The sequence below is a fragment of the Vibrio sp. ZF57 genome (assembly GCF_001691235.1).
GTDB classification, from domain to species: Bacteria; Pseudomonadota; Gammaproteobacteria; order Enterobacterales; family Vibrionaceae; genus Vibrio; species Vibrio crassostreae_C.
In genome coordinates, this window is record NZ_MAKD01000137.1 from 222,867 (window position 1) to 237,794 (window position 14,928).

The 14,928-nt window shown below is 44.8% G+C and carries 10 protein-coding genes; 5 read left to right on the forward strand and 5 right to left on the reverse strand.

Annotation, left to right across the window (positions count from 1 at the left end; genetic code table 11):
* Position 1: 1 nt before the first annotated feature.
* Positions 2-1,573, forward strand: coding sequence for a BCCT family transporter (locus tag A6D97_RS20875; protein ID WP_017060963.1), 1,572 nt, complete (start codon positions 2-4; stop codon positions 1,571-1,573).
* Between the two features lie 323 nt (positions 1,574-1,896).
* On the forward strand, positions 1,897-3,780 hold the full coding sequence (locus A6D97_RS20880) for a methyl-accepting chemotaxis protein (RefSeq protein WP_017066828.1): 1,884 nt from the start codon (positions 1,897-1,899) through the stop codon (positions 3,778-3,780).
* 71 nt (positions 3,781-3,851) lie between these two features.
* Here A6D97_RS20880 and azu read toward each other — a convergent pair whose 3' ends face one another.
* From azu to trxB, 4 genes are all read right to left on the reverse strand, one after another.
* Entirely contained in the window at positions 3,852-4,304 is a 453-nt protein-coding gene (gene azu / locus A6D97_RS20885) for an azurin (protein WP_017063577.1), read from the reverse strand.
* A 276-nt stretch (positions 4,305-4,580) separates the two neighbouring features.
* A complete protein-coding gene (gene cydC, locus A6D97_RS20890; RefSeq protein ID WP_065585182.1) occupies positions 4,581-6,302 on the reverse strand; it encodes a cysteine/glutathione ABC transporter ATP-binding protein/permease CydC in 1,722 nt (573 codons plus the stop codon).
* A complete protein-coding gene (cydD, locus tag A6D97_RS20895) occupies positions 6,295-8,079 on the reverse strand; it encodes a cysteine/glutathione ABC transporter permease/ATP-binding protein CydD (protein ID WP_065585183.1) in 1,785 nt (594 codons plus the stop codon). Before cydD ends, cydC begins: the two co-directional genes overlap by 8 nt.
* A gap of 161 nt (positions 8,080-8,240) precedes the next feature.
* Positions 8,241-9,200, reverse strand: a complete 960-nt coding sequence (gene trxB, locus A6D97_RS20900) for a thioredoxin-disulfide reductase (protein WP_050052961.1) — start codon at positions 9,198-9,200, stop codon at positions 8,241-8,243.
* Positions 9,201-9,729: 529 nt separating this feature from the next.
* On the opposite strand from trxB, the gene A6D97_RS20905 reads away from it, so the two are divergent.
* The 3 genes from A6D97_RS20905 (at position 9,730) to A6D97_RS20915 (ending at position 14,056) form a co-directional block, all read left to right on the forward strand.
* Positions 9,730-11,397: a diguanylate cyclase gene (locus A6D97_RS20905; protein WP_017059753.1), complete on the forward strand. Its 1,668-nt coding sequence runs from the start codon at positions 9,730-9,732 to the stop codon at positions 11,395-11,397.
* Positions 11,398-12,180: 783 nt separating this feature from the next.
* Positions 12,181-12,837 (forward strand): 2OG-Fe dioxygenase family protein, encoded by a 657-nt coding sequence (locus A6D97_RS20910; protein WP_060982461.1) that lies wholly within the window; start codon positions 12,181-12,183, stop codon positions 12,835-12,837.
* Positions 12,821-14,056: a cysteine desulfurase-like protein gene (locus tag A6D97_RS20915; protein ID WP_017063582.1), complete on the forward strand. Its 1,236-nt coding sequence runs from the start codon at positions 12,821-12,823 to the stop codon at positions 14,054-14,056. Before A6D97_RS20910 ends, A6D97_RS20915 begins: the two co-directional genes overlap by 17 nt.
* A gap of 175 nt (positions 14,057-14,231) precedes the next feature.
* On the opposite strand, the gene A6D97_RS20920 is transcribed toward A6D97_RS20915, so the two are convergent.
* A complete protein-coding gene (locus tag A6D97_RS20920; protein ID WP_017063583.1) occupies positions 14,232-14,903 on the reverse strand; it encodes a type 1 glutamine amidotransferase domain-containing protein in 672 nt (223 codons plus the stop codon).
* Between the last annotated feature and the right edge of the window lie 25 nt (positions 14,904-14,928).

Genomic DNA, 14,928 nt, shown 5'->3' on the forward strand with positions numbered 1-14,928 from the left:
GATGACTAAAGGTATAGATAAATACAGTATCGACAGTACGGATTACACTGTCGGTCAAGATAACGTCCAAAAATGGGGTTTTGATGTTCATAACCCAGTATTTGGTATTAGTGCGGGACTTATCGCTTTGTTCCTGATCGGTGTTCTTATTACAGATACCGCTTCAGCAAAGGCTGCGCTAGATGGTGTTAAAGGCCAGATTATCAATTCGTTTGATTGGCTTTTCATCTGGTCGGGTAATATTTTCGTAATTTTCTGCTTAGGTTTGATTGTTTCTCCGTACGGCAAAATCCGCCTTGGTGGTGTTGATGCGACGGCAGATTACTCATTCTTCTCTTGGCTATCGATGCTGTTTGCCGCAGGTATGGGTATCGGCTTGATGTTCTGGAGTGTGGCAGAGCCAGCGGCTTACTTCACGGGTTGGTTTGAAACTCCGTTAGGTGTTGAACCAAACACACCAGAAGCTGCAAAACTGGCATTGGGCGCAACCATGTATCACTGGGGTCTACACCCTTGGGCGATTTATGGCGTAGTAGCACTGTCACTTGCGTTTTTCTCTTACAACAAGGGATTGCCTCTTTCTATCCGTTCTATCTTTTACCCAATTTTAGGTGATAGAGCTTGGGGCTGGGCAGGTCACATTGTTGATATTCTTGCTGTACTTGCAACGCTATTTGGTCTGGCGACATCGTTAGGTCTTGGTGCACAACAAGCGGCAAGTGGTATTCAGCATGTATTCGGCATTGAAGCGGGCTTAGGTCTGCAAGTTATTGTGATTACAGCGGTGACTTTATTGGCGGTAGTATCAGTACTTCGTGGTATTGATGGTGGCGTTAAAGTTATCAGTAACATCAACATGTTGGTGGCTTTCCTACTGCTTATCTTAGTGGCTCTAATCGGCTACGCGGTGACTTTAGGTTCTATCCCAACGACATTGATGGCATACATTGAAAACATCATTCCGTTGAGTAACCCTCACGGTCGTGAAGATGAAACGTGGATGCACGGTTGGACTGTATTCTACTGGGCTTGGTGGATCTCATGGTCTCCATTCGTAGGTATGTTTATCGCACGTGTTTCTAAAGGTCGTACCGTTCGTGAGTTCATCACAGCAGTACTGATTGTACCGACTACAGTGACTATCATTTGGATGTCAGTATTCGGTGGCATGGCGATTGACCAAATCGTGAATAACGTTGGTATTCTTGGTCAAGACGGCCTAACGGATGTATCACTAGCAATGTTCCAAATGTTTGATGCACTGCCGTTCGGGACTCTGCTTTCAATCATTGCGGTTGTATTGGTTCTAGTATTCTTCATTACATCGTCTGACTCAGGCTCTCTAGTAATCGACAGCATCACCGCGGGTGGTAAAGTTGATACGCCTGTGCCTCAACGTGTGTTCTGGGCGTTCCTTGAAGGTGCGATTGCTGTGGCTCTATTGTGGGTTGGTGGTACTGAAGCAGTACAAGCTCTACAAGCGGGTGCAATCTCGACGGCATTACCATTTACCATCATTCTATTACTGATGTGTGTGAGCTTGCTAATGGGTATGCGTACAGAAAAACGCTAGGCTTTTTAAGCTGAAATCTACTGCAATTTATACGCAGTAGAACGGTAAATAATATGAAGGCAGAAGAGGAAACTCTTCTGCCTTTTTTGTTTCCTCTTTACCGTGTTTTCTTGTCTCTTTTAAGCATGTGAAGTGCGATAAAAATGTTAATAACCGTAGAGACAACACCGCCTTAAATTTGGCGATAAGCCAAGGATTTGACATTACTTAAGCTTATGGTTTGCTTAAAATTATATTCCAATATTAAATTGTGAAATCGCTCGAATTTAATACTAATATTGGGTAGTATGCGCGAGATTTCCCACCACTCGTGAAACTTTGACATGAAACTAACACTAAAGCAGAAGTTGATAGGCGCTAGCCTATCTGCTGTTGTCGTTATGGCTACAGCGTTGACTTGGTTGTCAGCAAACCAATTATTTGAACAGACTCGTAATGGCGTATACCTACGAGCTGAAAGCGTATCTGAAGCAGCATCTGAAGGTATTAAAAACTGGATTGATATCCGTACTGATATCGCATCAGCATTTAATGACTTTTCACGAGAGGATGATGTTGTTCCTTTCCTTAGACAAGCTCGTGTAGCGGGTGGCTTTGACGATATCTTTTTAGGTACTCCAGAAGGTGGAATGTACCGTTCACATCCTGAACGTAATCGTGCAGATTACGATCCTCGTCAACGTCCTTGGTACCAAGAAGCAAACGCTGCAGGTAAGCAAATCATTACTACGGCTTACCAAGATGCAATCACCAAAGCACTTCTAGTAACGATCGCAGAACCTGTTCGCCACAACGGCCAACTTGTTGGTGTTGTTGGTGCAGACGTACTGATCGACCAGTTGGTTAACGATGTAATCAGCCTTGATGTTGGTGACAACGCTTACGCAATGCTAATTGATGCCTCTGACGGCACATTCCTAGCACACCCAGATTCAGCACTAAGCTTGAAGCCGGTAAGCCAACTTTCAAACGATATCTCTATGCCTATCATCGAAAACGCAGTGCGTACGGGTAGCATCGAGATCATCAAAGAGCGCGGCGCAGACAAGCTGCTTTACTTCACGAAGGTGCCTAACACTAACTGGATCTTCGCGGTTCAGATGGACAAAGCAACAGAAGAAGCGAACCACTCAACGCTACTTACTCAGCTGATCATCACTGCTGTCATTATTACGCTCATCGTAATCGTACTTGTGTCTTGGTTAGTAAGCTTCCTATTCCGCGACCTAAACCGCGTTTCAGCAGCACTTGAAGAAATTGCTTCAGGTGAGGGCGATCTTACTCAACGCCTTGAGCCTAAGAGCGACGACGAAATTGGTCAGCTTGCAGCAAACTTCAACCGTTTTGTGGGCAACATGCACACCATGGTGATCAAGCTAAGCGAAGTATCTGCTGCGCTGGGCAACCAAGCGCGTCAAACGGCTTCTCAAGCTGAAGAACGTAGTGCTCGTATCCAAATGCAACAAGACGAGATCAACATGGTAGCAACAGCCGTTAACGAAATGGCTGCAGCAACACAAGAGATCGCAGGTAACGCAGACCATACTGCACAGAACTCATCTGAAGCGGTTGGCGCGTGTGAGCACGGTACTGGTCAAGTGACACAGACTCAAAGCTCTATCCAAAACCTGGCTCAAGAAGTTCAAATCGCAACTAACGTGATTCTAGAACTTGAAGAGCACGGCAACAGCATCAACGCTATCTTGTCTAACATTCAAGGTATTGCAGAACAAACAAACCTACTTGCACTTAACGCCGCTATTGAAGCAGCACGTGCCGGTGAGCAAGGTCGTGGTTTCGCAGTAGTAGCGGATGAAGTTCGAGTTCTGAGCCAACGTACACACGGTTCAACGCAAGAAATTCAACAAACGATTGAGTTGCTGCAAGGTACAACAGGCAAAGCGGTTAACATCATGAACGATAGCCGTACACTTGCTGAAACCAGTGTTGATGACGCGAACTCAGCGGCTGCAAGCCTAACGCAAATCCATGCTGCTGTTGAACGCATCAGTGACATGGCAACACAGATTGCTTCTGCTGCAGAAGAGCAAGCGTCAGTAACGTCTGAGATTACTCGTAACACTGAAGGAATCCGTGACGTATCTAACGAGCTAGCAGACGAAGCACACCAAGCTGCAGAGCAAGCCGCTCAACTTTCTGAGCTGTCTCACGAGCTAGAAAGCGAAATCAGCCGCTTCAAGCTGTAATCGAAGCCAATATAACAAAGCCCCGACTTAGGTTGGGGCTTTGATGTATCTGTACAATCTAGACTAACGAGTTATTTAAACTCAAACTTGCCCTTCATGATTGCCCAGTGGCCCGGGAATGAACATAGGAAAGAGTAGTCGCCACCGGCTGTCATTTTCTCTGTGCTGAAAGTGATTGAGGTTGACTCGCCACCACCGATAACACGAGTGAAGGCGTAAACGCGGCTGTCGTCAGGTTTTACGTAGTTATTGTCGATACCTGCCGACATACCATCGATGCCTACTGCTTGTAGCGACGCAGTGTCTGTTATAACGACGTTGTGACCCATTGATTGGGCTGGCATAGAACCAGTATGGTTTAGCGTCAGCTTCACTTCTTTACAGCTCGCTGGAACGCTTAATGTGTCAGTTGAAAATTTCATTTGATCACTAGCATCAATCGATACTTCACATTCCGAGCTTGCTTGAGCGGTAAAGCTAGCACCTACAAGCGCTATCGTTGTTGCGATTAATCGTAAAGACATACACTGTTCTCCATTATTTTAGGGGGAGGTTATTCCATGAGGTTGATCGATACGTATTATCCTAGAAAGATGATCATAGTAATGTGCTACGACTTGAATTATGCGCAACTCGTTGCTTTATAAATGGTAAGTTTTTGTAGGAAAGGGCAAAACTAATCAGCGCATGAACAACCGTTTAAGGGGGAATGGTTGCTCGATACTAGAATTACAGACAAACAAAAAGCCCGAGCATCAAACTCGGGCTTTGAATGGTTTTCTTTATAGCTTAAGGGGAAGCTATATTGCCTGACGAAGTTGGAAGTAACGTCCTTCTTCGTTTAATAGCTTCTCGTGAGAGCCGTTTTCAACAATCTCGCCTTGTTCAATCAGAACGATGGAGTCCATCGATTCCAGACCAATCAAACGGTGCGTAATGAAGATAACAGTCTTGCCTTCAAAGTGCTTCTCGAACAGTGCCATGATGCTGTGTTCTGTTTGCTTATCTAAGCCTTCTGTTGGCTCATCGAGAAGCAGGATAGGGGCATCATGAAGAATCGCACGTGCGATGCCAATACGGCGCTTCTCACCACCAGATAGTTGACGACCACCGTCACCTAACCAGCTATCAAGTGCGTTATTCTCAAGCAGCTTTTCTAGACCAACGTCTTTTAGGATATTCGCTAAGTGATCATCGGTCGCTTCTGGTCTTGCAATCAACAAGTTGTCACGCAAAGTACCATTTAGAATGTCGACACGTTGGCTTACTACACTGATTGATTCACGAAGCTGCGATTCGTTCCACTGCGTCAGTTCAATACCCGCGATTGATATGTAGCCCTTTTTAGGATCCCAGTAGCGAGTCAGAAGCTGGATCAGAGTCGATTTACCAGAACCCGTTTGACCAACAATCGCAACCTTGTGCGTGGCAGGGATCGTTAGGTCAACAGCGTTCAGAACACTGCGCTCAGAGTCAGGGTAGTTGAACGTCACGTTTGAGAACGTAATATCAAGCGGCTTGTTGATGTCGAGTTTCTCTTCAGCAAACTGAACTTCAGGCTCCGACAAAATAACTTCGTTCAAGCGACGTGCTGAAGACAGAGTTTGACCTAAATGCTGGAACGCACCTGCAATTGGCATTAATAGCTCGAAGCTTGCCATGGTTGCGAATGCCATTAGCGCGATGAACGGGTCTGGTGCATTACCACCCACACCGTCAGCCGCAAGCCAAAGCATAAGAACCAGTGTCAAACCGTTGAACAGCATCAGTGCTGCTGACGCCATACCGGTTAGGTTGGCATTCACAAACTGATTCGCCATCAGCTTCTGTTGTGTCTCTAGAATCGCATTACGGTAACGTTCTTCCGCACCAAACAGAGTCAGTTCGCTGTAGCCTTCAATCCAATCTAACGTAGTCACACGAAGATCAGCTTTGTTCTGTGTCAGTTCACCACCGTTACGTTTACCCAATTTGTAGAACAAGATTGGCCAAACCAACAGCATGATCAGAAGGATAGAACCCAAGATCAAACCAAGCGAACTATCGAACCACATCAAGAACAGAGTCAGGAAGAAGATCCCGAACACACCCACCGTCACTGGGCTTACTAAACGTAAGTACACGTGGTCCATGGCGTCGACATCAGCAACCAAGCGGTTCAGAAGATCAGCATCACGAAGGTTTGAAATACGACCTGGGATCAGCGGAGCCAGCTTCTTGAAGAAGAAGATACGCAGATCAGTTAACAATTTGAATGTTGCATTGTGGCTGACAACACGTTCACCCCAACGACCCGCAGTACGGCTCATTGCCAAACCACGTACACCACCACCCGGTAGCATGTAGTTGAAGGTTTCACGTGCAATCGTAAGGCCAGCAACCGCAGAAGCTGAAATAAACCAGCCTGATAGCGTTAACAAGCCGATAGAAGCCGATAGAGTAGCAAAAGCCAATAGCATGCCTAGCGATAGGCCAAACCAATGCTTTTTATAGAGTTTCAGGTAAGGCAGTAAATCACGCATCTAAATTACCCTTATTATCTTGTTGAGCTAAGTTCGCGTTAAGCATCTCTTCGAATAAACCACCCGCAGTCGAAAGCTGAGAGTAATGACCTTGTTCAACAAGACCACCATCGCGCATAACCAGAATGTTATCGACCGATTGAAGCGGGGCAAGTTGGTGCGTCACAAGTAGGGCAGTGCGGCTTTCGATGTTGCTATTGATGCCTTTCATTACCAACTGTTCGCTACGAGTATCTAGGCTGGCAGTGGGTTCATCGAGCAACCAGAACTGACCGTCTTGAATCATTGCGCGAGCTAGAGCCAAACGCTGAGATTGACCCACAGACAGACCGCCAGAGCGATCAGAAATCATGTAATCCAAGCCGTGCTCATTTACGAATTCGTTAGCAAAAGACTGCTCAAGTGCATTCTCGACAACTTGGTCAGTGATATCGTGCTTACCTAGAGTGACGTTGTCACGAATTGTGCCGTGCAGTAGCAACGGGTTTTGACCAACCCAACTAATCGTTTTACGCCAAGAGGCTAAGTCTAGGTCACGCAGTTCAATGCCATTGATTTTCAAGCTTCCTTCATAAGGCATGAAACCAAGAATGGCGTTGATCAAACTTGTTTTACCCGCACCACTTGGACCAACTAACGCAGTCGATTGGCGAGTATTCAGTGCAAACGAGATAGGGCCAACCAGTTGAACACCTTCAGGGCTTAACACTTTGAGATCTTGAGCTTCAATATTGATGCCTTGAGCCGGATCAAGCTGAGTGTCGCCTGATTTAACCTTAGTGATGTCGGTTTCTAGGAACTCGACAATACTTTCAGCTGCGCCAACCGCTTGTTGTTTCGCATGGTAGAAAGTACCTAAGTCACGCAGAGGTTGGTAAAACTCTGGCGCCAAGATAAGGATAAACAAACCTGCGAATAGCGTAATGCCTGCGCCGTAGTGACCGAAGTTAAGCTCACCGATGTAGGTGAAACCAAAGTAAACCGCCGTCATCGCGATAGAGATCGACGTGAAGAACTCAAGTACTGCAGAAGACAAGAAAGCGATCTTCAATACATCCATGGTGCGCGTTCTGAACACCTCAGATGCACCTTTCAATACTTCTGTTTCAGCGTTTGTGCGGTCAAATAGACGGATGGTTGTCATTGACTGCAAACGGTCGTAAAAGTGACCAGAAAGACGTTGCAGTGCTTTGAAGTTTTTACGGTTTGCATCGGCTGCTTTCATGCCAACCAATGCCATGAACATCGGCACCAGTGGCGCAGTCAGCAAGAAGATAAGGCCAGCTGCCCAGTTTACAGGGAATACCACGACCAAAATAATGAATGGAATCATTACCGATAAAGACATTTGAGGTAAGTAACGAGAGAAGAAGTCCTGCATGTCTTCTACTTGTTCTAGCAACAGGGTTGCCCACGTACCGGCAGGTTTGCCTTTGATATAAGCAGGGCCTAACTCACGTAACTTATCAAGGATGAGTTGCCTGATGTAAACACGGATCTGTTCACCACAGCGATAACCTGCGATCTCACGTCCCCATGTACAGCCAGCACGGCCAACGACCGATAATGCCAAGCCTGCGAAATGACCAACCAGTTCAGATTTATCGACATTCTCGATGATCAGCTGGTGAAGAATAGAGGCGAGAAGAGCTGCTTGAGCAATTAAAAACACGCTTGAAAGTACGCCAAGGCTAATCGCAATCATAAGCCAGCGTTTCGCTAACTTACTCTGTTGCTTAAGCCACTTATTCAAGCTGCGTTGTTTTTTCTTATCCATTATGAAGGCTTAATGATAATTATTATTTGTTGAGGGCGGGTAGTATACAAAAGAAAGCCCAGTGGATATACCGCTGGGCTCTAGGGATTTACAACAAATTGTGATGATGCCCTGCATCTACTGAGGCGAGAGTTCAGATAATCAAATCTGCAATCTCAGATTTACTTATCGTTAAGACCATCTAGGAAGCGTTCAGCATCCAATGCAGCCATACAACCTGTGCCTGCAGAAGTAATTGCTTGGCGGTAGTTGTGGTCCATTACATCACCTGCAGCGAACACGCCTGGGATGCTGGTTTGTGTCGCGTTACCTTCAAGACCTGACTGAACGATGATGTAGTCATCTTTCATATCCACTTGGCCCTTGAAGATTTCAGTGTTTGGTTGGTGACCGATAGCAATGAATGCGCCCATTACTTCGATGTCTTCTGTCTTATCAGACTGAGTATCTTTAATACGAACGCCAGTTACGCCCATGTCGTCGCCCAGAACCTCGTCTAGCGTGCGATCAGTGTGAAGAACAATGTTGCCGTTCTCTACTTTGTCCATTAAACGCTTCACTAGAATCTTTTCAGCGCGGAACGTGTCACGGCGGTGAACTAGGTGAACTTCAGACGCGATGTTAGACAGGTAAAGTGCTTCTTCAACAGCCGTGTTACCACCACCCACAACCGCGACTTTCTGGTTGCGATAGAAGAAACCATCACATGTAGCACAAGCAGAAACGCCACGGCCTTTGAATGCTTCTTCAGACTCTAAACCTAAGTACTTAGCCGATGCGCCCGTTGAGATGATCAACGCATCACACGTGTACTCGCCAGAATCGCCTTTAAGACGGAAAGGGCGGTTTGAAAGGTCTACTTCGTTAATGTGGTCGAACAGGATCTCTGTTTCAAAGCGCTCTGCGTGCTCTTTCATGCGATCCATCAGTGCTGGACCCGTTAAACCTTCAGCATCTCCCGGCCAGTTTTCCACTTCTGTTGTGGTTGTAAGCTGACCACCTTGCTGCATACCCGTAACAAGTACTGGGTTTAGGTTTGCACGAGCAGCGTAAACTGCAGCTGTATAGCCAGCAGGGCCAGAACCAAGAATCAATAAATTACAGTGCTTTACGTCGCTCATGAGGACTCCGAAATTGAATTTGTTTTAATTTATAATCGCTTAGGATTGTATGGAAAATATGGAGGCAATAAAAGGTTAAACAAGGGCAGAAGTGTAATTAATCGTTATACGTTAGAACATAACCGAACTAAATGATGGTCTTGTAATCCTGCGTATTAGATCAATAGCGATAAGTCAAGGAAAGTGCTCTTGCAAACAGCTATGCATATTGCTCACTTTTAGGGCCTTCTTGATCATGGTGTTTCTATAGCAGTATTTACTTTTTTGCGTATACATTGATGAGTAGAAAAACAAGAGAACCTGAATCCTATGTTTTATTTTAAAAAGTTTGCGTTAAAAGACGCTGCAAGAATTCATCAAAATTAGCGTGCAGATAAGCGACCACAAGACGCACTTTTAGTATGAACGGCATGATTACAAACAGGTGTAATGTTGGTTAATACTTGAACTGTTGAGTGTTTCTCAGTTGTTATTTTTTTGTATGTGTTATTATTGATATTTATATATTGCGCGGAATCATTTGAACTCTATGCAGATTCTAATCCTTTTTATCAATGTGTTTATTGTGTGCCTGAATTCGGTTTTTGCTTCTCCGCTGCAGGTCAGCGGGGAACAATCTGTGTTAGCTAATGAAGCTGTAAGATGGTATGAAATGCCTTTGTTATCTGATCCAGTCGATTTTCCCATATTAAAAAAACACATTGAATCCTCTCCAAGGATTGAAACGATATTTGGTGGTGAAGGGGCGTTTGGGTTGAGAGTTGATTTGGCCAACTCCGATATCAAGTCGTCACAACAAATAGTTACACTCCGTGCAAACTATTTGGATCAAGGTTGGGGGTACTGGCAATCAACAAATGGTCAAGTAAGGCGAATACTTGATTTTGGCCAATTAAGTAACAAGAGTATCTTGCATCTGCATAGGCAAAGCTTCCCGTTAATATTGAATGCGGAGGAATCTGGAACACTTTGGCTCTACTTGGAAGCAAAGAAATTTCCAAAGGCAGTTAACTTCACTCTTCAACCTGAATATCCATTTTATATTCACGTTTTCCGCAACAATACGCTCACATTAGCTTCTATTACTGTCATGCTAACGTTGGGAGTTTTCGCTCTTTTTTGTTACTTTCAAACTAAACATCCAGTCACACTGGCTTGTGCTGGTTATGTTGGGCTACATGGCCTGGGATGGTTCGCCGCTTCAGGCGCTTGGGGGTACTTATTATCAAGCCAAAGCTGGAACCCAGTTTATTTTGGAATGGTATTGTTTCCGTTTGCGGTTGCTTTTTCTTGCTATTACACAAGATTATTGTTTGGATTTCCGCAGCATTTTATTCGTATTAATCTTACCTTTCAGGCCTTTAGTTGGCTGTGTGTCATTATCGGGTTTATTAATGTCTTTGCCCCGTTTTCGTTGACTTTTGTTATGTCCCATTTAATTGCGGCAATCTGGGTGCCGACAATGATAGTGACTGGCGTATTGATGGTTTATCAACGAAACTTTGTCGCTAAATATTATTTGATCGGTGGTCTTTGTTATGGCACGGCTTTGGTATATTACATTTTTGCGCATTTTGCACCATTGCCGACTCAGAGATCGACAGAAGTCATCGTTGTTGTTGCATTAGCAATAGATTGTACCTGCATTTTATTGTCACTGACTGAATGGTTGCGGATTCAACAACATCAACATCAGAAAACCTATATCCAGTCGAGGGTGGATAGTTTAACGGGGCTTGGAAACCGGCTGGATTTTAATGATGCGAGTAAACAATTAGTACATCATTCCTATTGTATCGTCTTCATCGATTGTGATGGCCTTAAATCGATTAATGATACTTATGGTCATGATGAAGGGGATCGCTTTTTAGAATACACCAGCCGCATGATGCGAGAAAAATTTACAGACCTTGGAATGGTTTATCGAGCTGGTGGCGACGAATTTATCTGGTTGTTGAAAGTGGATAAAGAGAAACAAGTTGAGGCTCTCTATTCTCAGATTGAGCTTAGAGTGACTCAGGTGGAAGAGCAAATTCGCAGTGCTGATTGGCCTCAGTCTGGCCTCAGTTTTGGAAGCGCATCTAGTTTTGAATGTGTCAATTTTTCTGAGTGTTTGAGCTTAGCTGACCAGCGAATGTACCAGCAGAAGCGCTCGAAGAACGGTTTTAAAAATCAGTCCAGTGAAATTGAGTGTTAGCTAAATTCCCTATTTTCTAAGTGAATCGTTTTAAGTCTAGTTAACTTATTTTCGTTTTGACTTTTGGTGTAAATGTCACCAAAGGTGGCTCTTTTAGCAACCAACCTTTCAAGCTTGCTTACCCTCTCATCTGTTTTGTGTAGAACATTCCCAATCTTTATAGTCGCCTATTTTTAACGAATTCTAAGTTAGGACATAAAGGCAGACCATCATATTCCAAATAAACGCATCATTTATAATTGTAGGTTTTATTAGAAAGCACTCTATTTGAGGGCGGCCGAGTTCCCCCCGAACTCGACCTGTTCCAGACGCGCAAGCAAAGGCGTTTGGTTTCTGGCGTACTCATAAATTAACCAATTTCAGTTTGTTGTGTAAATAATCAATAGTTTGGCAATTGATAGGTAGGTCGTATTTCGCGGTGCAAAAGCATAGAAATGAATGATGGCGAGTGTGATGCCTGAGCTCATGCAAGGAGGCTGGCGTATTGAAGCGAAAGGGCTGACACAATATGAAACATAGCATGCTAGTTAATAATATCGTTAAATTTTAATTTGTAGGGATTTATAACTAGCTAGTGGAGTGTGCTAGTTTTAAGAGTTGGTCATCTTTTATTCTGGTGTTATACACTGCTTTTGATTTTCAAATTGGATTTAATGTCTGAATTATTAAATCTGACGGGATAAATGATTGTTTAATGTTGATTTGGCAAGATCTTCAAGTATCCTTTATGTAAACAAAACGTTAAATATAGAAAGTTTATTAACAATCATTAAGGAGTCGATGATGTTACATGCTCACGAAAATACCCTACATATTACCCACCTCAGTAACCACGCAGTTGAGGAGTTGTCACCGTCATTCTCTAAGCTTCCAAGCACAGAGCATGCGGATGGTCAGTTTCGATTGAGAAGGTACTCGGTGGTTCAATTCAGTAATGGACAAGTCGTAGAGCTAGACAAACATAACTTTGTTCAGTCTGAAGACATTAATCACTTTCAAGGTGACGTTGTTCGCCAATTCGAGCCAATTGAAGCACCAATCCTAAGCAGCGAAGGCATGCAAGAGATGTGTGAACTGTTTATTGAAACCAATGGGCTTGAAGACGGGCAAGAAATCGAAATCCATCAAATCCGCATTGCCGCTATTTTTGAAGAAACTCAAGTTGCACCAGAAGGTGTTCACCAGGACGGTTTTGACCACATCGCGATCATTGGTGTTACTCGCCACAACATTGTGGGTGGTGAAGTGATGCTTTATCAAGATAGCCACGAAGCACCGTTCTTCAGAAAAGTGTTAGGCGATGGTGAAGTGGCAATGCTTGCTGATAGTAAGCTTTGGCACAATGCACAACCGATTCGTACCATAGACCACGGCGAGATGGGCTACATGGATGTGTTTGTTCTAACGGCTAAGGATGCGCGCAATGTCCTTCACTCTTAATGATGTGCGCCAGCAGTTTAGCGCGCTAGGCCAATACCATAACGGTAAGCCGGTGACCTTTTTTGATGGGCCGGGTGGCTCTCAGGTACCTGAGAATGTTTTAGCTTCAATGACCGAATACCTAGGGCATTTTAATTCAAACCTAGGCGGCCACTATTTTTCTAGCCAAAAGACCACAAGCTTAATGCAGCAAGCGCGAGAAGCGGCGCAAGCACTGCTTAATGCGGAGTCTTCTGGCAACGTTGTGTTCGGCGCGAACATGACATCTCTGACCTTCCAACTTAGCCGAGCGATCAGCCGCGATTGGAAAGAGGGCGATGAAGTTATCGTCACGGCGTTAGACCATTACTCAAATGTATCGAGCTGGCAGCAAGCGGCAGACGACAAAGGCGCGATTGTTCGCCAAGTTCGTGTAGACGAGTCGGATTGCAGTTTGGATATGGCGCATTTTGAATCGCTGCTTAACGAGAAAACCAAGCTTGTCGCGGTGACGTTTGCTTCGAACACGACTGGCTCTATTGTCGACATGGCAAAAGTTATTGAGCTTGCACATCAGCATGGTGCGCAGGTTTATGTCGATGCCGTTCATTACGCGCCACATCACTTGATCGATGTTCAGCAGCTGAATTGTGATTTCTTAGCGTGTTCAGCGTATAAATTCTTCGGCCCACATGTGGGCATTGCTTATGTTGCACCTCAATGGCTACACACGTTAAAGCCTTACAAGGTTGAGCCTGCAACCAATATTGGCCCAGGCCGTTTTGAAACAGGTACGCAAAGCTTTGAAGGCCTTGCAGGTGTGGTTGCGGCGGTAGATTACTTGGCGCAATTCGGTGAGCCAACCGACTCATTGCGTTCTCGTTTAGAGCAAAGCTACGCGCTTTATAATAAGCATGAAAGCCAGCTCAGTGAGTACTTCCTTAAACGCTTGTCTGATCTTGAAGGGGCAAAGCTTTACGGGAAAACAGAGTTTGATTCGAACCTAAGAACGCCAACCTTTGCGGTTACCTTTGAAAACCATTCTCCAGAGTTCATCGCCAAGAAGCTGGGTGAACATAATATCTGTGTGTGGAACGGACATTTCTACGCATTAGGTTTGGTGAAACAGTTGGGTATTGAAGAGCAGGGCGTGGTGCGTATTGGTTGTATGCATTACAACTCGATTGAAGAGATCGACTTGCTGTTCAATGTGCTTGAAGGGATCTTGCGAAGTAATTAGCGAGAAGCCATTAGCAAGAAGTAATTAATAAGAAGTCACTTGCCTTTGCTGTTTGTGCCTTTAGATCGAAAAAAGAGCATGCTTCTCTCAAGAGTATTGAGTAGGAAGCATGCTCTTTTTATTTGATTGAGCTTATTTGATCAACGCCAGTTATTCGAATAAGCCCTTGATTTAACTAAGACAGGTGCTTAACCAGAGTTGCACCTACAGCGTGCGCGCTGGTTGGGTTTTGGCCAGTAATCACTCGCTCATCAACAATCACAAGCTCTTGCCAAGGTTGAACCTTGTTGAAACGCGCTGCGCTGCGAGCAAGAGACTCTTCCAGTAGGAACGGAATGTCGTTGATGGTGCCAAAGTCGATCTCTTCTTCACGTGTAAAGCCAGTCACCGATTTAGAGCTTAGTAGCTTCTCGCCGTTGCTTAAAACAATCGGAAGCAGCGCCGCAGGGCCGTGACATACTGACGCAATCACACCACCATCTTCGTAATGCTTAGCCGCAATAGCAGCGAATTGCTCGTTGGTTGCTAGGTCTGAAAGCAAACCGAAACCACCTGGGTAGAAGATAGCATCGTAGCTTTCTGCATTAATTTGGTTTACAGGAATCGTATTGTTGATGCGGTTTTGGAAGTCATCATCAGCCAAGATCTCAGCGTTTACTGAATCCCCTTCAATATCGGTTCCGTACAATGGGCCTTTACCACCCTTGATAGAAGCGATGTCGTACTCAAAACCCGCAGCAATGATCTCTTTGAGAGCATGAGTCAGTTCAGGCGCATAAGTCCCGTTCGCTTGGTCTGTATCGCCTAATGTTGCGTGATTAGTTACAGGTATTAGTATTTTTTTCATGATTCGTCCCTTTGAGCTGCTGTTT

Bases quoted from the DNA above. Each gene is read 5' to 3' on its own strand.
- A6D97_RS20875 (WP_017060963.1), top strand. From the start codon at position 2: ATGACTAAAGGTATAGATAAATACAGTATCGACAGTACGGATTACACT.
- A6D97_RS20880 (WP_017066828.1), top strand. From the start codon at position 1,897: ATGAAACTAACACTAAAGCAGAAGTTGATAGGCGCTAGCCTATCTGCT.
- azu (WP_017063577.1), bottom strand. From the start codon at position 4,304: ATGTCTTTACGATTAATCGCAACAACGATAGCGCTTGTAGGTGCTAGC.
- cydC (WP_065585182.1), bottom strand. From the start codon at position 6,302: ATGCGTGATTTACTGCCTTACCTGAAACTCTATAAAAAGCATTGGTTT.
- cydD (WP_065585183.1), bottom strand. From the start codon at position 8,079: ATGGATAAGAAAAAACAACGCAGCTTGAATAAGTGGCTTAAGCAACAG.
- trxB (WP_050052961.1), bottom strand. From the start codon at position 9,200: ATGAGCGACGTAAAGCACTGTAATTTATTGATTCTTGGTTCTGGCCCT.
- A6D97_RS20905 (WP_017059753.1), top strand. From the start codon at position 9,730: ATGCAGATTCTAATCCTTTTTATCAATGTGTTTATTGTGTGCCTGAAT.
- A6D97_RS20910 (WP_060982461.1), top strand. From the start codon at position 12,181: ATGTTACATGCTCACGAAAATACCCTACATATTACCCACCTCAGTAAC.
- A6D97_RS20915 (WP_017063582.1), top strand. From the start codon at position 12,821: ATGTCCTTCACTCTTAATGATGTGCGCCAGCAGTTTAGCGCGCTAGGC.
- A6D97_RS20920 (WP_017063583.1), bottom strand. From the start codon at position 14,903: ATGAAAAAAATACTAATACCTGTAACTAATCACGCAACATTAGGCGAT.